21 protein-coding genes are annotated in these 22,154 nt (G+C 25.7%); 9 read left to right on the forward strand and 12 right to left on the reverse strand.

Going from position 1 to position 22,154, the window contains the following annotated elements:
• Positions 1-72 precede the first annotated feature (72 nt).
• The 4 genes from BP769_RS03970 to BP769_RS03985 all read left to right on the forward strand — a co-directional run bounded on the left by BP769_RS03970 (position 73) and on the right by BP769_RS03985 (position 5,701).
• Positions 73-2,679: a DEAD/DEAH box helicase gene (locus BP769_RS03970; protein ID WP_413862125.1), complete on the forward strand. Its 2,607-nt coding sequence runs from the start codon at positions 73-75 to the stop codon at positions 2,677-2,679.
• Positions 2,680-2,825: 146 nt separating this feature from the next.
• Entirely contained in the window at positions 2,826-4,295 is a 1,470-nt protein-coding gene (locus BP769_RS03975) for a sensor histidine kinase (RefSeq protein WP_413862127.1), read from the forward strand.
• 25 nt (positions 4,296-4,320) lie between these two features.
• On the forward strand, positions 4,321-4,626 hold the full coding sequence (locus tag BP769_RS03980; protein WP_413828414.1) for a hypothetical protein: 306 nt from the start codon (positions 4,321-4,323) through the stop codon (positions 4,624-4,626).
• 34 nt (positions 4,627-4,660) lie between these two features.
• Positions 4,661-5,701, forward strand: coding sequence for a ribonuclease H-like domain-containing protein (locus BP769_RS03985; protein ID WP_413862129.1), 1,041 nt, complete (start codon positions 4,661-4,663; stop codon positions 5,699-5,701).
• Here BP769_RS03985 and BP769_RS03990 read toward each other — a convergent pair.
• The 4 genes from BP769_RS03990 to BP769_RS04005 form a co-directional block, all read right to left on the reverse strand.
• Complete coding sequence (locus tag BP769_RS03990; RefSeq protein WP_413828415.1) at positions 5,696-7,783, reverse strand: Coenzyme F420 hydrogenase/dehydrogenase, beta subunit C-terminal domain; 2,088 nt, start codon at positions 7,781-7,783, stop codon at positions 5,696-5,698. The genes BP769_RS03985 and BP769_RS03990 overlap by 6 nt on opposite strands.
• Before the next feature lie 59 nt (positions 7,784-7,842).
• Entirely contained in the window at positions 7,843-8,268 is a 426-nt protein-coding gene (locus tag BP769_RS03995; protein ID WP_409197568.1) for a nuclease, read from the reverse strand.
• A gap of 73 nt (positions 8,269-8,341) precedes the next feature.
• Positions 8,342-11,110: an AAA family ATPase gene (locus BP769_RS04000; protein ID WP_413862131.1), complete on the reverse strand. Its 2,769-nt coding sequence runs from the start codon at positions 11,108-11,110 to the stop codon at positions 8,342-8,344.
• Between the two features lie 2 nt (positions 11,111-11,112).
• The gene (locus BP769_RS04005) at positions 11,113-12,330 is read right to left on the reverse strand and encodes a metallophosphoesterase family protein (protein ID WP_413824032.1); all 1,218 of its coding nucleotides are present in this window, start codon (positions 12,328-12,330) and stop codon (positions 11,113-11,115) included.
• A gap of 701 nt (positions 12,331-13,031) precedes the next feature.
• On the opposite strand from BP769_RS04005, the gene BP769_RS04010 reads away from it, so the two are divergent.
• Positions 13,032-13,298 carry a hypothetical protein gene (locus BP769_RS04010; RefSeq protein ID WP_409197571.1) on the forward strand — a complete coding sequence of 89 codons (267 nt, stop codon included), beginning with the start codon at positions 13,032-13,034 and terminating at the stop codon, positions 13,296-13,298.
• A 15-nt stretch (positions 13,299-13,313) separates the two neighbouring features.
• Here BP769_RS04010 and BP769_RS04015 read toward each other — a convergent pair whose 3' ends face one another.
• From BP769_RS04015 to BP769_RS04045, 7 genes are all read right to left on the reverse strand, one after another.
• Positions 13,314-14,825: a helicase HerA domain-containing protein gene (locus BP769_RS04015; RefSeq protein ID WP_409197572.1), complete on the reverse strand. Its 1,512-nt coding sequence runs from the start codon at positions 14,823-14,825 to the stop codon at positions 13,314-13,316.
• Positions 14,822-15,895 (reverse strand): DNA double-strand break repair nuclease NurA, encoded by a 1,074-nt coding sequence (locus BP769_RS04020; RefSeq protein ID WP_413828416.1) that lies wholly within the window; start codon positions 15,893-15,895, stop codon positions 14,822-14,824. Before BP769_RS04020 ends, BP769_RS04015 begins: the two co-directional genes overlap by 4 nt.
• 24 nt (positions 15,896-15,919) lie before the next feature.
• Positions 15,920-16,669, reverse strand: coding sequence for a geranylgeranylglyceryl/heptaprenylglyceryl phosphate synthase (locus BP769_RS04025; protein ID WP_409197574.1), 750 nt, complete (start codon positions 16,667-16,669; stop codon positions 15,920-15,922).
• Between the two features lie 240 nt (positions 16,670-16,909).
• Positions 16,910-17,056, reverse strand: a complete 147-nt coding sequence (locus tag BP769_RS04030; RefSeq protein ID WP_409197575.1) for a 50S ribosomal protein L40e — start codon at positions 17,054-17,056, stop codon at positions 16,910-16,912.
• A gap of 208 nt (positions 17,057-17,264) precedes the next feature.
• The gene (locus BP769_RS04035) at positions 17,265-17,789 is read right to left on the reverse strand and encodes a DUF367 family protein (RefSeq protein WP_409197576.1); all 525 of its coding nucleotides are present in this window, start codon (positions 17,787-17,789) and stop codon (positions 17,265-17,267) included.
• Positions 17,790-17,827: 38 nt separating this feature from the next.
• Positions 17,828-18,481 carry a hypothetical protein gene (locus BP769_RS04040; RefSeq protein ID WP_409197577.1) on the reverse strand — a complete coding sequence of 218 codons (654 nt, stop codon included), beginning with the start codon at positions 18,479-18,481 and terminating at the stop codon, positions 17,828-17,830.
• 103 nt (positions 18,482-18,584) lie between these two features.
• Positions 18,585-19,283, reverse strand: a complete 699-nt coding sequence (locus BP769_RS04045; protein WP_413824042.1) for a zinc-ribbon domain-containing protein — start codon at positions 19,281-19,283, stop codon at positions 18,585-18,587.
• 177 nt (positions 19,284-19,460) lie between these two features.
• Between BP769_RS04045 and BP769_RS04050 the strand changes: the two genes are divergently transcribed.
• From BP769_RS04050 to BP769_RS04065, 4 genes are all read left to right on the forward strand, one after another.
• Positions 19,461-19,616: a hypothetical protein gene (locus BP769_RS04050; protein ID WP_413828834.1), complete on the forward strand. Its 156-nt coding sequence runs from the start codon at positions 19,461-19,463 to the stop codon at positions 19,614-19,616.
• Between the two features lie 111 nt (positions 19,617-19,727).
• On the forward strand, positions 19,728-20,201 hold the full coding sequence (locus BP769_RS04055; protein WP_409197579.1) for a hypothetical protein: 474 nt from the start codon (positions 19,728-19,730) through the stop codon (positions 20,199-20,201).
• A 143-nt stretch (positions 20,202-20,344) separates the two neighbouring features.
• Positions 20,345-21,013 (forward strand): DUF116 domain-containing protein, encoded by a 669-nt coding sequence (locus BP769_RS04060; protein ID WP_409197580.1) that lies wholly within the window; start codon positions 20,345-20,347, stop codon positions 21,011-21,013.
• 18 nt (positions 21,014-21,031) lie between these two features.
• Positions 21,032-21,886, forward strand: coding sequence for a TatD family hydrolase (locus BP769_RS04065; RefSeq protein ID WP_409197581.1), 855 nt, complete (start codon positions 21,032-21,034; stop codon positions 21,884-21,886).
• A gap of 22 nt (positions 21,887-21,908) precedes the next feature.
• Here the strand turns inward: BP769_RS04065 and BP769_RS04070 are convergent.
• A partial coding sequence (locus BP769_RS04070) for a hypothetical protein (protein WP_413862133.1) occupies positions 21,909-22,154 on the reverse strand: 246 nt, incomplete at its 5' end.

Consider the following 22,154-nt stretch of genomic DNA (forward strand, 5'->3'; position numbering starts at 1 on the left):
AGATATTACATTATTATAAAAGAATTAATATAAGTTTTAAAGTATTAAATAAGAAAATTATTTAGGGTTATTATGAAAAAAACTGCTGTAGATAAATTTAAAGAAGATATTCGTTTCAAAGATAAAATTGCCCATATTGAAACAATACCAGGAAAAAAAGCAGAATACATGAAAGTAGATAATTTAGACCTTAATTTTATTGAATACTTTGAAAGTAAAAATATTAAATTATATAAACATCAAGCAGAAAGTATAAAACACATTCGAAATAGTGAAAATATAATAATAACAACACCTACAGCATCTGGTAAAACTTTAGCTTTTAACATTCCTGTTTTAGAAAAATTATATAATGATAAAAATGCTACAGCTTTATACATATACCCTGCGAAAGCTTTAAGTTATGATCAATTAGATGTTCTTAAAAAACTAGAAAAAGGTTTAAAAATGGATTTTAAACCAGCAACATATGATGGAGATACACCTAAAAGTTCACGATATGGGATTAGACAAAAAGCTAGAATAGTTTTAACCAACCCATACCAATTACACCATATTCTTGCTTGGCACCATCAATGGAAACGTTTTTACAGTAACCTCAAATTTATTGTGATTGATGAATCTCATTATTATAAAGGAATATTTGGATCCAATGTTGCATTTCTTATTAGACGATTAAAAAGAATTTGTAATTTTTATGGAAGTAACCCGCAATTTATTTTAAGTAGTGCAACTCTAGCAAATCCTACAGAATTAGCTGAAAGATTAACTGGTGAAAAATTTACATTAATCAGTGAGGACACTTCACCAAGTGGTGATAAAGATTTTATCTTGTATAATCCTTACAAAAAAAGAAATGGGAAAAAAAATGATGATGCTCCCAGTATTCATCAAGAAACAGAATATATTTTTATTTTTTTATTATTAAAAAATGTTCAAACTTTATGTTTCACTATTTCTCGTAAAATTGCTGAATTAATTGCAATGTGGGCTAAAAATGATATGTTAACATATAAAAAGCAATTGACTAATAAGATTACAGCATATAGAGCAGGATATTTAGCTGAAGATAGAAGAGAAATAGAAGATGGTTTAAAATCTAGAAAATATTTAGGAGTAACATGCACTAATGCTTTAGAATTAGGAATAAATATTGGTTCATTAGATGCAGTTGTTATAAGTGGTTATCCTGGAACAATGATTAGCGTATGGCAACAAGGCGGACGTGCTGGTAGAGGAACAAATAAATCATTGGTCATATTAGTTGCATTTGAAAATCAATTAGATCAATATTTTATGAAAAACCCTGAATTTTTCTTTGATAAACCTCATGAAAATGTAGTTATAGATTTAAATAACCCTATGTTAATTAAATCTCATTTAATATGTGCAGCAAATGAATTACCATTTGATTTTAAAGAATCAGAAGAATATTTTAATGCAACAAAATCAATATTAAATGATTTAGTTAAAGAAAAAGAAATTACAGTTACTAATGGTTTATATACTTACCCTTATGATGATAGTCCAAGTTTTACTTGTTCACTTAATCAATTAAGTAATGATTCTTTTAAAGTTATGAATAATAATAAACTTTTAGAAGTAATGGAACGTTCTCAAATGTATAGAGAAGCACATCCCGGTGCAGTTTTAATAAATAAGGGTGAAACTTACATTGTAGATAATGTGAATCTTAAAAGTCATTATGTGAATGTAATAAAACATAAAGTTAATTATCATACTAGTGTTTTAAAAAGTGTGAATATTAATATTATAAGTAAAATTAAAAGAGAAGAATTTGGAGACTTAACAGTGCATTATGGTGAATTAGAAGTATCCGAAGATTATCATAGATACAAGAAAATTCAATTCAGCAAAACTGTAGGTTCTTATATTTTAGATTTACCCCCATTAAATTTTAGAACTAAAGGGTTATGGTTCACCATACCAGAAAGTATAAAAAATAAATTAGAAGATACATTTGATGATGAAGAAGTGTTTGCTGGAGGTTTACATGGAACAGAACATGCTTTAATTGGATTATTCCCTTTACATGTTATGTGTGATCGATTTGATATTGGAGGATTAAGTACTAATTATCATAAAGATACACAAGAAGCTACAATCTTCATATATGATGCTTATGAAGGCGGAATTGGGATTACTAAAAAAGCAATAGAAGTATTTAAAGATTTAGTTAAGAGTACAAAAGATTTATTAGATAATTGTGAATGTGAAGAAGGTTGTCCTTCTTGTATTTATTCACCTAAATGTGGAAATGATAACAAACCGTTGCATAAAAAAGCTACAAAAACAATCCTTAATTATATGTATCATGAAATGGGACAAAAAACTAAATCACATTTAAAAAAGACTAAAAAACAAACAACAGCAGATAAGAATGATTACAAATCAAAACTAGAAAAAATAAATTCAGATAAATCAAAGTATAATGAAGCATTAAACTTTTATAAAAGTAATAATTTAACTTATGCAAAAGAAATTTGTAATGATATATTGAATGAAGATAAAACAAACTCTAATGCTTTATATCTTATAGGTGCCATATTAAATAAACAAGATGATAAATATGGGGCTGTAAATTTTCTTAAAAAAGCTATAAAAAGCAACCCATCACATATGGAAGCTAATGAATTATTATTAAATATAACAAAATAGTTTGTAATTGCTAAAAATTGTTTTAAACTTATATTAAAATAGTAAATAAAAATAAACCTGTTCAAAAATCAAATATAAAATTATATATAAATTAAAAGTAATAACTAAACAAGATACATATAATAATAATTTAAGAGGCTATTAAAATGAAAAATGTAGTCATACACGATCCTGAAAATAATACTTTAAGTAAGAAGTATATTAAGCCTACAAATTTCATTCCAAACATGAAAGAAACAAAAAGGGAGAAAAAGGATTTAAGTGATTTAATAAATTTATTCAATTTCATGAATTATGATTTAGATATATTAGAATATGACGAAAAACTTGATGAATTTATCATACTTTACCCAACAAGTTTAAGTAAATTTTATGAAATATTTTCAGAAAATCCTAAGGATACAGATAATATATTTGAAAACTTAACAAATAAAGAAATAAGTCATATATTTGAAGATATGGAAGAAACTTATTATTATAAAATTATTTATCAAACATTAAAAGGAAAAAATTTTAATATTTATCTAAAAATTTTCGAAAATCAAAATTTATTAAATATTATTAATCAAAAGTTAACAAGATTTAAAGATTATGTTTTAATATTAACCCCAAAAAATGAAATCCAATCCAAAAATACTAAAAAAAATGAAAGTCAAACAAATAAGTTAATTAAAGAAGAAAATCAAGTAGCTTATGTTTACTGGGACAGCAAAAATAAATATATGTGGACAAAACAAATTTTTAATATTTTAGAAATAGATTCTAAAAGCTTGAATCCTGAAGAGAACATAATAGCTAAACACTTAAATGAAGAAGAACATAAAAAATTAGAACAAAAAGAAATAGAAGCATACCTAACTTTTTCAGATTTTAATTTAATAACTTATGTGAAAACTAAATCAAGACTTAAAAGAATTTATTATTATGGTAAATTTTTCACAAGTAATGTTGAAGGTGTTGAATCATTTATAGGTTTTGTTCAGGATTTAAGTAAATATGATCCCAAAATCATAGATTCTTACTTTGAAGATGAGCATTTAAAAGATAACAACCAAATTAAAAATAATTTACAACTTATTTTAAGTTTAATGCAATTAGATACAAGATATAATTTTAATAATTCAGAAGAAATCATAAACAGTACAAATGCAAGAATTAGAGCTATGAGTTATATTCATGAACAAATTTATCAATCCCCAGATTTAATTCATATAAATTTAAAAAAATATTTAAAAAAACTATTAACCAGTTTAATAAGTGTATATGATTGTGACAATATAACATTCACAGTAGATTTAATTGAAGATGAAATAAATTCAAAATATGCAAACCCTATTGGTTTAATAATTAATGAATTAGTATTTAATTCCTTGAAACATGCTTATCCTGATAATGTAAAAGGAAATATTAATATTAATACTGAAATGAAAGATAATATTTTTATATTAACATACACAGATGATGGAATAGGATTACCTGAAGAAATAAATATCAATGAACCTCATACTTTAGGATTTATAATTATAAAAAATTTAATTGAACAAATAGATGGAACAATTACTGAAAAAAAATGTGAAGGTACAGGATTTGAAATAAAATTTAAAATAAAAAAATAATTTTAAAAAGGAGAAATGAATATAAATGGTAAGCAATGAAGAAAAAAAAGAAATACGGGAAAATATTATAAGTAAAACTAATAAATTACTTGAAGAAAACAATGAACCTTACAGAATGGATGAAGTAAGTATTCTAAATACAAAGGATAGTGTTGGTTTTATAGGAAGTATACGTATACATGATCCTGAAAAATTAAAAGTTATTAAAAAAGGTTTTACTAAAATTATTAAATCTTATGGTGATGCTACAATTAAAGAACGTCATGTAGTGCCATGCTGCGAATTACCTTATGATTATTTAAGTTTTAATATGAAAAAGTCTAAAGACTAAAAATTTAACTCTTTTTTAAATTTTTTTGATTAATATGGTAAGTCGTAGAAAAGAACACGAAGCATATTTAAATAAAGTATTATCTAATTCATTGACTAGTGAAAATCCCTCAAAAGAAACAATGCAAAAGGGGAAAAAAAGTAGTTCAAGTTTTTATAATGATTTAAAAAATGGATTACTTAAAAAATATGAAAATACTAAATTTGAAGATTTTCCAAATACTAATATCTGTGAGAATCAATATGGTGAAACATTAAAAATTGTTTCTAAAGAAAAAACTGATTTTAATCTTGAAAGTAATTCTGATTCAGTTACTTGTGATTTGAAAATTATTAAAGGTATTGGTCAAAGTACTGAAGAAAAACTTAAAAAATCTGGTTATAATAATATTCAATCATTATTAAATCATGCTAAATATTCTAGTAAAGCTGAAAATGTTTTAAGCAATATTGAAACTGATAATTTTAAAGATAAGATTAATTATATTAAAGAAAATAGTTCTAACAAAAATAATCTTTTAAAATGTGCCTGTGATATCCCACGAGAAAATTTTAAATTCATGGATATTGAAACTTTAGGATTAAGTAATGTTCCAATAATATTAATTGGTATGGCTGAAATAAATAAAAAAGAGATAATTACTACCCAATACTTATTACGTGATAAAAATGAGGAACCTGCATTAATTTATGAATTTTTAAATCAGTTAAATGAAGATGATGTTTTTGTAACTTTTAATGGTAAAAGTTTTGATGTCCCATTTATATTAAATAGAGCTAATTATTATAGAATAAATTTCCCTGATGAATTGATTAATTATGATTTAATGTATTATGCACGGAACTTTTGGAAAGGTACATTACCTGATTGTAAATTACAAACAATAGAAAAAGAAATATTTAATATTGAAAGAATTAATGATGTTCCCGGTAATTTTATACCTAATTACTGGGAAACATTCCATGAAAATAATAATATTGGTCCTTTAATCCCTATTATTGAACATAACAATTTAGATGTAGTTAATTTAGCTAAATTTCTGAATTATATGTATAATAAAACCTGTTCCTTATGATTGGTTTTTAAATTCCTCTACTTGACGTAAGAATGTTGCTACACCCATACGTTTCATTGTACCTGCTAAACGTTCTTTTTGAGGCTTTTTACCATTTTTAGAATAGATTTCTTGAACTGCTTCTAAGGTTTCAAAGAGTTCTTCTTCAGATTCTACAAACATTTGAGAACCTTGAACCATTTCTCTTCCACCTTTTCCTCCAATATATAAAGAATATCCTTCGTATAAAACATCTTTTGCATCATTTGGACATGCATTAAAACATTTTCCGCAACCTATACAAATATCAGGATTGGTTATTGCAATGTCTCCACGTATTTCTAATGCATCTACTTTACATACATCTTGACATCTTCCACAACCTGTACATTTTTCTTCAATTGTAATTGGGTATTTCACACCATTTATACCAAAATCAGTGACTTGTGGACGTACACATTTATTAGGACATCCAGATACTGCAATTTTAAATTTGTATGTGAATGGTTTTTCTGCATATTTATCTTCACATTTTTCAGCTAAATCAATAGTGTCAATTAATCCTAACATACAATGTTGGTTTCCAGGACATGCCAATGTAGAACGTACTAAAGGCCCTTCTCCCCCATTGATTAATCCGATTTTACGTAATTCTAATAGAAGAGGTTCTGAATATTTTGGTTCTATTTCGTGAATCTCAAATTCTCCCCTATTTGTGAGTTTAACTTTCCCACCATATTTTTTTGTAATTTCAGCAACTTTAATAACAACATCAGCATCATAAAATCCTGCAGGGTTTGATCTGAATCTTACAAAGTTAAAACCATTTTGTGCTTGACCTATTCCACCATAATCCCCATTATAGTAATATGAATTGTATTGATTTTCTTTTTCTCTTCTAGCAACCTCTTTTTTAAACCTTTTCTCTTTAAATTCTCTCATTTTCTGGATATTTTTTACTTTGACTTCTTCTTGTAAATCAATATAATTTGCAATATCTCTTCCAGTTTCTGTTCTTACTATAATTGTTGTGTTTCCTTCAGGTGATCCTTTTTCACCAAAACTTATATCTGCTAATTGTGCATCAAAATCTCGACACATTAAACATCCAGGGGATAATGACATGTCACTTAGCTTAATTTTAGTGTCTTTATCTTTTGTTGATACAATAAAGTTCGGACCATCAACATTGAATTTAATAACATCTTTAATATCAATATTTTTGTTTTCTAATACTCTTGATAAATCTTTATAGTCAAATTTTCCTGTACAGAACAATCCTAGTACATATTTTATTTCAGGTAATTCTGCAGGTTTTCCATTTTTACCTCTTTCTGGACTATGTTTAGCTAAGTATTGATAATGTTGAATTTTTCTTAAACCTGCAACTTGACAAGGTAATGCTACAACTGCTACACGTTTTAATCCCATTTCACCTGCTTCACGAATGGCAGATAAAGAAGATATAGTATATTTACTTTTTCTAGCATCAGCTAACCCTTCATAACCTGTAACTATTAAACTTAATGGTTTCCAATGGTCATCCCCAACGACTATTGCCCCATCAATTTTATTATCTTCTATTAATTTTTGTAAAAAAGTAGTTACTACTCCTCCAGATTGCCCTTTAATATTTCCATTACCATAGTAATTTTCTTCAAAGAAATTTTCACGTATTGAAATTTGGTATGCTCCTGAATTTGTTCTTGGACATACTTCTTGGCACATACCATTACCTTCACGTAAACATTGTTCTTTTAATTCTGGTTGATTTGTGAAATCAATTAAATTATTTGGACATACTATACTGCAGGTTCCGCACTTAGCACATAAGTCTTCATCTACTATTTTATTTAATTGCCATTTATAATTTGGTGTTGCTGGTTCTTTTAAGAATTCTTCAACAATGCCAATATTATCTATAATTTCTTTTATGAATTCTTCATTAAAATCTTCATCACGTTCTTGGGCTAATGCATTTGCACGATCCCAAATTCTCATTTTTAATTCAGTAATAAAAGAATCATTATTTAAATCATATTTTTCATTTATTAATTGATCTATATATTTATTGATTTTTTTATCCATATCAATAGTTAACATGTTTTTATAATCCTCTTTTAACTTAATATATTTAATAAAAAAAAATAATTAAAAATTCTTTATAATTCACATACTTCTGGATTTAAATCTGGATTTAATGTTGATTTAATTGTATCAACAATACAATTTGCATTCCATCCTACTAAACCACTTGCTACTTCTTCAAGGTTTAATGGTACTTCTTCCATCCCATAAGGTCTTACAAGTATCATTGGTATTTTATGTTTTAATGCAGATTTTACAATACTATCTATTTTTTCTTTATTAGCTGTGTATATTCCGGCTAATAAAATTATCACATCAATATCTTCAAAAAAATGTGCTGGTACTTGTTCAAAGTCATCTGCACCTATACTGGTTTCTTTCCATAAGAAATCAGTTTTTGAGTATAGTTTTTCTGTGAATTGACCATACTCATTTTCTTTATCTTCACCACGTGTTATAAATATTTTATATATTTTATTGTCTTGTTCATCTTCAAACATTTTTATTAAATCCCCATTAAATTATTTTATAATGTAAATTTTTGATTGATTAATAAAGAATTTAATCTTTAAATTATTCTTCTGAAGTTTTAACTTCACTAATACCATTTTCTTTAGTTACAGATATAATATTATCTGCAGCAGTTTCTAATTCTGAATCATGAGTAACAATTAACATTTGAGGTAAAACACTCATTTCGCGAATAATATCTATCAATTCATGTCTTCTGTAACTGTCTAAGTGTATTGTTGGTTCATCAAGTAATATAGTTTCAATATTACCATGGCTCATAGATTGAGTAATACCTAGTCTTAATGCGAGAGCAATAGCTATTTTTTCTCCACCACTAACCATTTCAAGGTTAGATTCTCCTTCAGGACCAAATACTTTAATATTAAAATCTTCATCTATCATCAAATCACTATAATTAAAGTTAAATTGTTCGAAGAATTCTTTGGTATATTTTTGGATTAATGGTCTAGAACGTTCTCTTAAATCTTTTTGAACACCATCTTTACCATAAACACCTCTAATTTCAGTTAATAAATTCATGAATGATTCGTAATCTGCAAGTTCATTTTCTAATTCTTGGTTTTTACGAATTTTACGTGTTAAGTTTTCTATAGCTGGAATAATTTCGGTTACTTGACCTTTGATTTCTCCTATTTCACGTGTTACTTCTTGAATTTCTTTATTTAAACGTTCATATATGAATACTATATTTTCATATTTATCTTTATCATAATGAGAGGATTGAATATCTTCTTCTAATTTATTAATTTTTTTATTAATAATTTTGATATCTGATTTTTTATTTTCTAATTTATTATTGACTGATTTTTTTAAATGAATAGTACCTTTAAGTTCATTATAACGTCTATCCTTTTCAGTTAATTCATCAATTTTATTATTTAATTCATCTTCCTGAATTTTAGCACTTAAAAAACTATCTTGGGATATATCATCTTTTATGCGTTGAACTTGTAAATCAGTTTTCCCTGTAATTTTATAAAGTTCATCTTTAGCTTCATGTTCTTTACCTAAAGATTTAAGAGCACCTTGAGATTCAATATATTTATCATGATGTTGTTTTTTAGATTCACGATTTTCAGTTTCTTCTTTAATTTGCTTTTCAACTTCAGATAAACTATCTAAAGTATCTTGTTTTAAAGTTAATCTATCCGTTAATTCAACAATTTTATTTGTATTTTTATCTATACTTTCAACAATGTGTTTATTAGAATAAATTTGTTTCTCAATTTCTAATAATTCTTCATGTTTACTTATTAAAGATTTATTTTTAATTTCAAATTCGTTTATTTGAGCATTTAACTCTTCCATTTTAACTTTATTATCTTTAATAGTTTTTTTATAACCTTCCTGCAAATCTGATTTCTTTTCAGGAGTTATATCTGATTGACAAATAGGACATTTATCTCCAACTTTAGCTAAATCTTTTAATGGTAACTCACTACTTTTTATACCTTCACCTAAAACTACAATGTCTTTTTTATAATTTATAGCTAATTTTTCATTGTTCTTAATTTCATTTGAAATATTAACATTTAATGTATCAACAAAATGTTTTAATTTATTAAAATCTTTATAATCATCAAATGATTCATTAACATCTAAAAATGGAGAAATAATATTTTCTGCCCGTTTGAAGAATTTATCAGAAGTTATTTTATTATTTTCTAATTCAGTTTCAACTGATTTCTTTTCAGATTCTAATTGTTCAAAAACACTGATTTCTGATTGAATTTTAGATTTATTAGATTCTAAAGCTTTAATTTTACCTTCTAATTCAAGATAAGTATCATAATCCATTTTTTCTTCATCTAAAATCTTTTTATGAGATTCAATATCTTCTAAAATTTTCTCATATTTCTTTTGATCAGATTTTAATGATTGAATTTTATTGACTGCATCTTTAAAATCAAGATATATAGGTAATTTTTGAGAGTACTTTTCAAGTCTTTTCATTTCATTTTCATTATGAACAATTTCATCAGCTTGGTTTTGTAATTCTTTTTTATCCTCAACCATCTTTTTAGCATTATTTATTTCATTATTCAAGTTGGTTTGTAATGCTTCAAAAATACCTTTTTCTGTTTCCATTTGTCCTTTAGTAATGGCTTTTTGATCATGATCTTTATTAAGATTATTTAATTTTTCTTCAGCATTATTTCCTTTTTTACTTAAATTATCAAGTTCTTGTTTTTTAGTTTTTAATTCATAATTAAGTTCAGATTCACTTGAAAGTTTTCCTTTAATTTCTGAAATTTTCTTATCATATTCATTTAAGATAGGTAATAAATTTTTCCAAGCTGTTTCTAATTCTTCAAGTTTTAGAAGTTTACCAATTAATTCTTTTCTTTGTGCAGGTGTTTTTCCAACTAATTCTGCAATTTCACCTTGTCTTACATAAATTGCATTTAAGAATAAATCTCCATCCATTTCTAATAAAGATTGAATTTCTTTATTGACTTCTGCATCTCCATCAACAATTTTTTGGAATCTGTCTCCAATTTTTTCATATAAACCTGCATTTGAAGTAGTTTTAGTTCTTGTTCTTCTTATTTCATATTCTTTTCCATTAGCAATAAAATCTAATGTTACACTCATTTTTTCATTACTTTTATGAACATTATTTATTTTAATTAATTCATTAATTTTTTTCGCAGTATATTGTTTAAAGAGTGCAAAACTTATTGCTTCAAATATGGTTGATTTTCCTGCCCCATTTTCACCTACTATTAAACTTATACCAGGTTTGAAGTTTATTGTTGTGTTTTCATGTGATTTGAAGTTTTTAAGTTGTAATTTTTTAAAAATCATACTTAATCATCCTCCGTTTTAAATACACCAATTGTTTCCATTTCTTTTTTAATATCTTCTTCGGATACTTTTAAACCATTATCTCCAAAGTATTCATTGAAGAAATTTTCCGCTATTTTTTCGGATTCAGGTAGTTTATTTTTGGATAAATTATCAAATAAATCTACAGCTAAATGATTTACATCTTCATTTTCTAATTCTGACATTTTTTTGATTATTAATTGACGAGGTTCTAATGTCTTTTCATTTTGTATTATTTCTAGTTCTTCTTTAATTTTATCCGGATAGAAATGAGGTCTTATATAAGATGTGTATTCATCTAATACTTTGTGTACTGTGTCAAATGCTTCTTGTGTACTAAAGTTACCTTCTTCAACTGTGATATCCAAAAGGGGTTTAGTTTTTAATTTTATTATATTATTTTTTAATTCTTGAAGTTCAGCTAATAATTTATTGTAAGATACAGTTTTTTTGATAAATTCTCTTGGTAAATCTATTTTGATTCTTTCTGTTTCTGGGATGTCTCCGGACATGTCCACTAATACAAATCCTTTACCATTTTTTTGATAATCTTTTAATTCATTTGTTTTCCATATTTCAGTTGATCCGGGGTATACTAATTTACCATTTCCGTATGGTTCGTTTATATAATTATGGATATGTCCCATAGCATAGTAATTGAAATTTGTTGGTAATTCTCCTGTTTCAAGTTCATAATCAAATGGAAGGTATTTATCTATTCCTTGGTGAAGAATTATTATGCTTTTTTTATATTCTTCTGCTTTTTTACTTGCTTCTTGTATTTTTTTCATTAATAAAGGTTTCATAGATTTTGGTAAGTATGGTACTCCTGTTATACATATATCATCTTCTAAGTAAGATGGTCTTTTTGCACTTAATGGTCGAAATCCTAATTTTCTAAAAAGTGCTTGAGGAGGTATGAATCCTTTTCTTAGTACAGTATCATGATTACCTGTTATTCCATATATAGGTATATTTGCTTTCCGTAGTTTTAGTAATCCTTCTTGGAATGTTAGTAATGCTTTTGGTGATGGTCTATTTGTTTCAAATAGGTCTCCACTATGAATTACGAAGTCCACTCTTTCTTCTATTATATTGTCTACTACACTGTTGAAGGTGTAATAAAAGTCGTCTTCACGTTCTTGTAGGCCATATTGTCTATAACCTAAATGTGTATCTGATAAGTGAGCAAATTTCATTTGTTTTCTCCCTTTGTATTTTTTTTTGATAAATTTTTATTAATTTTAATTATTATGTTTTTTTTTGTTTTTATTCATTAATAATATTTTAGTTTTATTTAATAGTTTTATTTTGGTTTTAGTTTGACTTATTTAGTTAATTTTAAGTTTTCTATGTGTTTTTATTTTTTTGTAAGTTAAATATTTTAATTTTGTGTATTTTTTTAATTTTTTTAAAAATTTTAATAAAAATGTTTAGTTTTATTAAAAACAAACTTTATTGGCCAAAATAGAAATTATGATTTTTTTATTAAATTGGATAAAAAAAAGCTTAAATTTTATAAATTTTATAATTTTTTTAACTTAATTTAAAAATTAATCAAAACCAATAATCGTTCGTGATTATTAAAACCATGAGTAATAACTAACAAAAAAACAAATTTAAACATCCCCAAAACAGTTTTAATAATTGTAAAATAATCCAAACATGAAAAATAAGAATAATAAAAAGATTTATAATGTATAACTAACAATATATCAACAAATAAAGAAAACCATTAATTTAAAACATGTAAAAAAAATGATTTATAATCTTTTAAACTAAAAATAAAATAATCAAATTGAAAAAATAAGGAAAAAACATAACCAAAAACCTTACACCCCCCCCCGATGTGGAAAAAATTCAAAAAACGAAAATAACTAATAAGATAGGAGAAAAGGAAATGTACTTTGATGAAAAAATTAACAAAAACTTAAAAGAAATTTTAAAAAATAAATTCCAAAAATTATACCCTGAAAAAGAATTAAACGAATTAAAATTTCAATTATCCAAAGATAATTCTAAAGAATTACAAATTAGTTCACCTAACTTGCGAATAGAACAAATAACTAATGAAAACATATCAGAAATAGAAAAAGCAATAAATGGAAGATTTAACAATATTGTAATTATTAACAATAAAGTTCAAATATCTTATTTATTAAATTAATTTTTAAAAAATTTTTTAATAATCTCCACCTAAATTTAAAAAATCATCTTCCATTTCATCTAATTCCTCAGTTTTAGACTTAAGATTTTGACTCCAAATTTTACAGATATCCAAATCTCCACCTACATTTTTACCTTTAAAACTATTAATTTTAACTAAAGTAGGGATTTTAGTCATCATACCCAAAACTAAAGCTTCACCAACATTCAAACTAGGCAATTGACCAACCAAATCATCAGACAAAGACTCAGAAGAACTTTGCACATGTTGTTGATCTTTAGGTTCAACAAGTCTTAAAATAATCATATTATTAGCTTGAGACAATGTTTCACTATCAACTGACTTTGGAGATTGACTAACCATACATAAACCTAAACCAAACTTACGACCCTCACGAGCAATCCGTGTAATCCAATATTTACATTTAGTACTACGATTTTGAGGAGCAAGAATATGAGCTTCTTCCAATACAAAAAATACGGGAATATTTAAAGCATTCACATCATTTTCATGAATAAAATTCTTTCTACTTTTTAAAGCATTCCGTAAAACATGACTTACAATAACTTCAGCAGTATTTTCATCAACTTGACCCAAATCAAGAACATTACAACTGTTCGGTTTTAATTGTGTTAAAATATTACCTGTATTTGTATCTAATAATTTTCCATAAGTACTTTGTAAATCTTCAATCTTATTAATTACATCAATGATATTATTTCTTTCTTTAGATGGACGATCATCATCTAATTCCCATTTATTTAAAATAATTAATAATTGTTCTAAGAAATCTGGAGTTTTAGCTTCACCATTTTGTAATTGTTCTTTTGCTTCTTTAAAAGCTTTTCTAATGTACCTTTCTTGGTTTACAGCATTAGATCCAATATTAGCTAATTTTTTAATTTCATCAAATTCCATGTATTTAGGATTAATGATTGGTTTAATAGGATTTACTTCACCATTTTTGAATTTTGCATTAATATACTCACTATGCATATCAAAAATAAATATACAACCATTATTTTTTAATAATTCATCAACTAATACTGAAACTGTATTAGATTTTCCTGCACCAGTCATTGCAAGAATTGCTAAATGACGAGAAACCATTTTATTTAAATCTACACCTACTTCTACTTCTTCTTGACTTATTAAATGACCTAATGTTAAACTATTTTCTTGATCAAAAACATCTTTTAATATGTCTGTTGAAGCTTTCTCAACTTCAGTACCAGGAGGTGCAGGAGTTCTTGGAAGTTTAAGATTATCATTCACATCTCCAAGAATTCTAACATTTCCTTTAATATAATAATCATTTCCTTCTATTTCCTTAATTTTATCTATAGTGTCAGGATCATAAATCTCATTATTAAGTGAAACTGAACCTCTAACCATAGATTCAATCATGCCTAAGACAGTTTTACCATCATAATTTAATGTAACATATTCCCCCACACTTGGCATTTTTTTACTAATAAAACTTAAATTTACAAGAGTAGTTTCCCCTATACTTCTACCAATAATCATAACATTTCCCTTCCTTGTCTTTCAATTATATTTACAATAGAACTGATACTATTCATATCATTATTCTGAATTACCACATCATGATGTGCTTTATAAAGTAAATAAGGATAACCTCCAACAGAATCCTTTTTCAAATCACTTAAAACTTGTAAACATTCTTCCTCAGATGCATGATAAGGTAATTCAAATTTTAAAACATTAGTATTTGGAGATAATCTAGCATAAAAAATAGTGAAATCTATATTTTTAAAAAACTCATCCCCAATTAAGAAATTTGTCCGAATATCTTCACTTGCATTACGATATCTTAAAGTACTATAACCTTCATTTGTTGAATAATAATTTAATAATGCAATATCTGGAACATTACTATTAAAAAAATCTTTACTACTACTGGTTTTACTAATTGCAACTATTTTTTCTTTATGTTTTAATAATTCTATATACAATAAAGATTTTTCAATATTTTCAAGAAAAATGCTTATTTCATAATCTTTAAATTTATTATCTAAATCAAGTGTATTTATTAAATCATTAGATTTAATGTTTTCCTCTTTATTTTTTATAGATTCTTTAAATTGAGAATTTACTTGTTTAATTATATCAATTCGTGTTTTTTTTGGAATATCATGGGGTGATGGGAATAAAGGAATTATATTACCATAAATACTTCCATCTAGTAGGTAATAATCTAAGTCCTTGTTATCTTCTATAGTTTTTATTGCATTTTTTAATTCAAAAATGTTCATGAAATTACTTAAACGTTCATCAAGAAATTTTTGATGAGATAAAGTATCAATATTTGTTAATTCATATTTTTTTAATTTTTGATCTTTATTTGGATTATAAATTAAGCTTTCAGCAGCTACAGCGTAAAGATAAAAGCTTATGAATCTTTTTTTGTTTAAACTCCCATCACCTGCAGCTATTACTTTATCTTTTAAAGGTAATGGAATTGTTTTTTCAATCCAATTTTTTGATAAATCCAAATCTTTATGTTGATATTCCACTATTTGTTCTTGGATTGTACCTTTTTTATTTATTGCTTCTTCATATAATGATTCTAACATATAAATCTCTGAATAAATATAATTTTAATTTTTAGATGCTTTATTGATTGCAGTTGTAATTTCATTTATTTTTGATTCAACATCTTCTGTTTCTTCAACTATTGTACCTGTAACTATTAAATCTGCACCTGCTTTTGCTGCTTTATATGCTGTTTCACCATCCCGGATTCCTCCCCCTACTATGATTACCATGTCTGTTGTAGCTTTTTTAGTATATGCTACCATTTTTGGAGGTATAGGTTTTTCTGCTCCTGATCCTGCTTCTAAGTAAAAGAATCTCATTCCCATAAATTCACTACTCATAGCATATACTGCAGGTAATTTAGGTTTATTCCTTGGGACAAGTTGTGCTTGCCCTACAAATCCAACAGTCCCTCCAGGTTCACATACCATGTATGCCATAGGTAATGTTTCGATTCCAGAAGCTTTTACTGCTGGTGCTGCAAGTGCTTGTGCCCCAACTAACCAGTATGGGTTGGTACTATTTATGAAACTCATATATAACATTGCATCAGCATATTTACTTACACTACTAGTGTTTCCTGGGAAAATTATTATAGGTTTTTGAATATTTTCTTTCAATATTTTACATGTAAAATCTACTTGGTTTTGACTTACAGTTGATCCTCCAACTAAAATAATATCAGTTCCGCCTCTTATAGCTGCTTCAGCAATTTTTAATGCCTCTTCCGGTGTTTGTTCATCTGGATCTATTAGTGTTAAATGCATTTTTCGATTTTTTAAAGTTTCTTTTATTTCACTTTCTACAGACATGTTTTGCTTCCTTTATTTTTTTATTGTGACTATATTTTTTGTTTAAAATTAATTTTTTATAATTTTTATTTAATCTTATATTATTGTTCACTATATTATTATTATTTTTGGATTTAATAGTATTTAATTTTATTTAAAAAAATAAGATATATTATTAATTGAATAAACAAAAAAGTATTAAAAAAATAGAAAAAAGTATTAAAAAGGTTTTAAAAAAAATAAAAACAATAAAGGATAAAATTATCCTCTTGCTTCTTTAGCTTTAAGTCTTAAACCCTTGTAACCACATTTTCTACAAGTTTTAGCATCAGCAGGGTTACGAGCATTACATTTTAAGCAAATTTTAACATTGAAAATTCTGTTTTCAGCTTCATCAAATCGTGCCATTAAGATATCCTCCCAAATAATCATATATGATAAAATAAATTTCGATTATAATTAAAAAAACAATTAATCTAATCTTATAATTTTTTATTTAAAATTATGAAACAAAAAATAGTTATGTATTCATAAATCTTATAAAAATATATACTCTTCTTAATATATAAACCTAATGGTTATAAACAAGAATCGAACAAAAAAATAAGAATAAAAACTAATCTTTATTATACTGACTTAAAAAATCATTCTGTATATTGACAACACCCTCACCATCATGAGCATTACTATAAGCTTCGAGTAACTCCCCATTCAATTCTAAGAAAGTATGACCCCACTTAAAAGTACTCATAATATCATGAGCTTGATCTTTAAAACCTGTAATATATAAAGTAGCAGCAATAGCTTCACTAGTAGATAAAGTACAAGGTTTACCATAGTTAACAGGATTAGTAGCAATTAAAAAAGGTAAAGCACGATGATACTTACTTAAATTAAAAAAACTCTTAGAATCACTAACTTTATTCCAACTACAATCTAAACCAACAACACCACGTCTAGAAACATAACGATGATCCTCCGGAGAAACACTATAATCACTATAAGGATTTAAAACAATGGCTCCATGAGGAATTTGATTAATACGATAAACCAAACGAGCTTTATCTGTTTTCCACATTTTAATTGCAGTACATTTCTTTTTATCACATTCATTAGCATGAAAAATTGTAACTTTTACCATAATAAAACATATCCATAAAAAATATTAAAAGGAGAAAATTAATTAGCCCCTTTAGCATTCTTAATTTGATCTAATAATTGATTATAAGTAGCATTATCTATACCTAAGACATCTGGACCTGTAGGGGCACTAGGATTAGTCTTCAAAGTAGTACTAGTAAGTAAAGGTTCAACATAATCTTTATACATAGGACAATATAAACTACCATCACATTCTACCTTAGAAGAATTACTAATGACATAAATAAGAAAAGTTTGATTATCTTTATCCGCTTGACAAATATACACATTATAAACACTAGAATTATCAGTAGTAGTATTATTACTTACTTGAGTATTAGGAACAGCTTGAGAATAAAATATATTCCAATTATTCTCACCTAACTGACGATGCTCAGGAGATTGTAAACCTTGTAATTGCATCAAATCAATTAAAAAATCACCATCTTTAAGTGTACTCATATTATAAGTAATACCATTATTTGAATCAATATAACTAGCTTGAAATTGATGATTAGGAACAGAATCATTTATAACATTCCCAGAAACATTCCCAGTGAAAGACCCACTAATAAATGCTGCATTAAAATTTGTAGTATCACCTTTATTAAAGAACATCATATAACTTGCACCAAGTGCAATAACTAATATAACTAAAACAAAGACAATAATTAAAATATTCTTTCTTTCCAAAACTCACTCACTCCAAAAAATTATTAAATAAAGTCTTATATTATTTTAGATTTTACTCAATAATAAAATTTATTAAAAAAAAGAAAATAAAATATTTAATTTATTAACTATAAGAATAAACTTTAATAGTCCATGAATCAAGATCTTGAGTATCCACATCAATACTTAAAGAACCAGAACCAGAGAAAATAACACTATCCTCTTTACCCTTAACAGCACTAGTAGTACCCCAATCAACTGCAGTACTTCCAACACTAGCCCCATTTAAATAAGAATTAGTATATAAATGATTATATCCCCCATGGTTATTAATAGGCATCCCATAAGCATAAACTTTAATCTTACTACCTGTTAAACCAGTTACAGACAATTGATCATTACCTACTCCATTAAAAGTTTGAACTAAATGCCAACTACCACTAGTACTAGAACTAGAACCAGACTGACTACTTTGAACATTAGAAGAACTAGAACCAGACTGACTACTTTGAACATTAGAAGAACTAGAACCAGACTGAGAACTAGGAATTAAACCACTACTAAAAGTAGAACCAGTACCTGAAGAACTAACTAATAAAAATGTACAACAAACAATTACAACCAAAATAATAATAGTTGCACCAATGATTAGATACTTCTTATTTTCATCTTTCTTAGAATCAGGAGTTATTTTAGTCACATTAGACTGATTAAAAGAAGGAGTAGCAGATTGAATTAAATTAGTTCCACATTTACGACAAAACTTAGCATCAGAAGAATTTTTAAATCCACATTTAGGACAAATATTATGATTCTCCACCATACTTTAATCACCACCTTTTAAAAAAATAATTTATTAATACTATATAATATTTAAGAACTAATTATTTTTAAATTATTCTATTTAATTTTAATAGATAAAAAATAATTAATCAACAAAAAAAATAAATACTTCAAAAAAAATATAATAATACAATAAAAGAATAAAAAGGTGATATTAATGTGTAGTGGTGGAGGCCCAATGGCTGAAATAGATATGAAAAAATTAAAAACAAAAAGATATCGATGCTTAGATTGTGGAAATGAATTTAAAGGAATTGGAAAACATGTTGTATGTCCTTCCTGCCAAAGTGATAATGTAGAATCAAATGAATAATATTACTTCATTAAATATTTTAAAATAAAACCTTTTTTTTTACATTTTTAAAAATATAATAAACAAACTAATTTTTTTAAATAAACAAATATTTAAGGACCACATAAACTTATGAACACTAAAGAAACAAATATAAAATTAAAACCTGAGGAAATATTATTTTTAAAAGGAAATACTGGTACTGTAGGCATAGTTAAACTATCTGATAAAAAAATGATTTTTCTTGGAACACCAGAAAATGATGAAATTGTTCAATTTTTAGAACCTGGAGACTTAATTGCTGTTAGCGCATTCGGAACAGGAGAAAAATTTGAAAAAGGAATAAAATCCTTAATTTACCTTACACGAGACATGGATTCACCAATAATAGTTTTACCTAAAAATCACCCCTCAAGCAAAAGATTAAAAATGGTAATAAGTGTAGGTGAAAATATCCGTTTAGATTGTAATATAATACCCGGCACACATCCAGAACAAGACATATTATGTAGTTGTGATAGTTTAACTGGTTTAGAAATTTTTAAATCTGCAAATGGAGTAAATATTAAAGGAAATTTAAAAGATTATGAAATTAAAAAGTTTTAATAATATCCATTTAAAAACCCCTTTTTTTTATAGTATAAAAATAAAACTTTGAAATATATATTGATTAAATTTAAAATTTAAATAATGATTTATATAATAAAAATTAAAATATTAATAACTAATTTATAGGATTTAAAATTAAAATGATTACAGAATCAATATTTATATTTTTAGGAGAACTAATAACAATAGGCATTATATTACTATTATTAATTTTAATTATAACATTAGTATTAGGTAAAATATTAATTAAAAAAAATCTTTTAATATTTCCAAAAGTTATGTTATTAGGATTAGATGCTTTTTATTCTCCATTGAAAAAATTTTCAAAAAGTTTAGGACTTGATAAGACATTAGTAGATCATATTGGTGTTGAATTACGAAACAAGGTAAATGAAAAAAAATTCAATAAAATTCCAAATGATGAAAAATTAATATTTTTACCTCACTGTCTTCGAGCAGCAGACTGTGAAGCAAAGCTTACAAAAACTGGTGTAGAATGTACTGAATGTGGTAGATGTAGTATTGGTATTATTAAATCAAAAGCAGAACCCATGGGTTATACTGTATTTATCGTTCCTGGAAGTAGTTTCATTGAAAGGATTATAAAAGAACAACACTTTAAAGCAGTAGTAGGAATAGCATGTTATGAAGATTTAAACTTAATGATGATGAACTTATCAGATTTTGCACCTCAAGGAGTATTATTAACACAAGATGGATGTTTTTTAACAAAAGTAAATGTAAAAGAAGTTTTAGATAAAATCGGATATGAAAAACAAGATCAAACTAAACAAACAACATTAACTTAATAAAAAAATATAATTATTATGATACCTAATCCTTTAGAAATTCCAATTACAGATACCCATATACATGTAGATCCTATTAATGGGAAAGGACCCTTAAAAATAGCAAAAATATTCTACAATAATGGAGGTCGAGTAATGATAATACCAAACAAACCTGCATGGAATTTTGGCCAACCCACAAATTATGAAAAAGGAATGGACTTAAATAATGAATATGTAGACCTAATAAACAAAGAAACACCTGTTCATGCATACAGTTTCCTTGGAGTTCACCCAGCAGAATATTCAAACTTAATAAGAGCAGGAAAAACATACCAAGAAGCATACAAAAGAATAATAAAAGCAATAAATTATGGCAGCAAAGAAATAGAAAAAGGTAATGCATTAGGAATAGGTGAAATAGGAAGACCCCATTACCCTGTTGAAGAAGAGGAATTAAAGTACCATAATAAAATCTTAGAATACTGTTTAAAATTAGGTAAAGATTTAAACTGTCCTGTGATGTTACATACAGAAGATTTCACACCTCAAAAATATGAAGAAATAGCAAAAATTGCAGATAAAATTGGGTTTAATAAAAATAAACTTATAAAACACCACGCAGAGGCTCATGTTTTGAAAGAAGAAAATTTTGGAATTGTTCCAAGCATAACCACTAATAAAACTAATATTATTGAAGCTTTAAAAAAAGGTACACGATTTTTTATGGAAACAGATTTTTTTGATGAAGATGAACATCCTGGAATGGTATTAGGTCCTAAAACTGTACCAAAAAGAACATTGAATTTTATTCAAAACGAAATAATGACTGTTGAAGAAGCTTTTCAAATACATAAAAATAATGTTGAAAAAGTTTTTGACATAGATCAATAAAAAAAATAGAAAAATATAATTTTTATAAATCATAATAATTAATGAAATCATCAGATTCTGGAGTATTAGCAAACTGATCTATAAATTTATGTAAATCTTTAATAAATTCTTTTTTACGTTCAGATTTATCTTTAATTTTACTATAATCTTTTTTTATACTTAAATTCATTAATATATTATCTGTTTCTAATTCTAATTCCGGAAATTCAGAATCATCCATTAAGCCTAAAGATTCTAAATCTTCAAAGTCTAAATCCAAATCATCAAA

Source organism: Methanobrevibacter sp. UBA417 (genome assembly GCF_002508845.1).
GTDB lineage: Archaea > Methanobacteriota > Methanobacteria > Methanobacteriales > Methanobacteriaceae > Methanobrevibacter_A > Methanobrevibacter_A acididurans.

What these genes read in the sequence shown, in the direction of transcription:
- BP769_RS03990 (WP_413828415.1), bottom strand. Translation starts at nt 7,783, where the DNA reads ATGTTAACTATTGATATGGATAAAAAAATCAATAAATATATAGATCAA.
- BP769_RS04055 (WP_409197579.1), top strand. Translation starts at nt 19,728, where the DNA reads ATGAACACTAAAGAAACAAATATAAAATTAAAACCTGAGGAAATATTA.
- BP769_RS04000 (WP_413862131.1), bottom strand. Translation starts at nt 11,110, where the DNA reads ATGATTTTTAAAAAATTACAACTTAAAAACTTCAAATCACATGAAAAC.
- BP769_RS03970 (WP_413862125.1), top strand. Translation starts at nt 73, where the DNA reads ATGAAAAAAACTGCTGTAGATAAATTTAAAGAAGATATTCGTTTCAAA.
- BP769_RS03975 (WP_413862127.1), top strand. Translation starts at nt 2,826, where the DNA reads ATGAAAAATGTAGTCATACACGATCCTGAAAATAATACTTTAAGTAAG.
- BP769_RS04005 (WP_413824032.1), bottom strand. Translation starts at nt 12,330, where the DNA reads ATGAAATTTGCTCACTTATCAGATACACATTTAGGTTATAGACAATAT.
- BP769_RS04015 (WP_409197572.1), bottom strand. Translation starts at nt 14,825, where the DNA reads ATGATTATTGGTAGAAGTATAGGGGAAACTACTCTTGTAAATTTAAGT.
- BP769_RS04010 (WP_409197571.1), top strand. Translation starts at nt 13,032, where the DNA reads ATGTACTTTGATGAAAAAATTAACAAAAACTTAAAAGAAATTTTAAAA.
- BP769_RS04045 (WP_413824042.1), bottom strand. Translation starts at nt 19,283, where the DNA reads ATGGTGGAGAATCATAATATTTGTCCTAAATGTGGATTTAAAAATTCT.
- BP769_RS04065 (WP_409197581.1), top strand. Translation starts at nt 21,032, where the DNA reads ATGATACCTAATCCTTTAGAAATTCCAATTACAGATACCCATATACAT.
- BP769_RS04025 (WP_409197574.1), bottom strand. Translation starts at nt 16,669, where the DNA reads ATGTCTGTAGAAAGTGAAATAAAAGAAACTTTAAAAAATCGAAAAATG.
- BP769_RS04060 (WP_409197580.1), top strand. Translation starts at nt 20,345, where the DNA reads ATGATTACAGAATCAATATTTATATTTTTAGGAGAACTAATAACAATA.
- BP769_RS03980 (WP_413828414.1), top strand. Translation starts at nt 4,321, where the DNA reads ATGGTAAGCAATGAAGAAAAAAAAGAAATACGGGAAAATATTATAAGT.
- BP769_RS03995 (WP_409197568.1), bottom strand. Translation starts at nt 8,268, where the DNA reads ATGTTTGAAGATGAACAAGACAATAAAATATATAAAATATTTATAACA.
- BP769_RS04020 (WP_413828416.1), bottom strand. Translation starts at nt 15,895, where the DNA reads ATGTTAGAATCATTATATGAAGAAGCAATAAATAAAAAAGGTACAATC.
- BP769_RS04035 (WP_409197576.1), bottom strand. Translation starts at nt 17,789, where the DNA reads ATGGTAAAAGTTACAATTTTTCATGCTAATGAATGTGATAAAAAGAAA.
- BP769_RS03985 (WP_413862129.1), top strand. Translation starts at nt 4,661, where the DNA reads ATGGTAAGTCGTAGAAAAGAACACGAAGCATATTTAAATAAAGTATTA.
- BP769_RS04050 (WP_413828834.1), top strand. Translation starts at nt 19,461, where the DNA reads ATGTGTAGTGGTGGAGGCCCAATGGCTGAAATAGATATGAAAAAATTA.
- BP769_RS04030 (WP_409197575.1), bottom strand. Translation starts at nt 17,056, where the DNA reads ATGGCACGATTTGATGAAGCTGAAAACAGAATTTTCAATGTTAAAATT.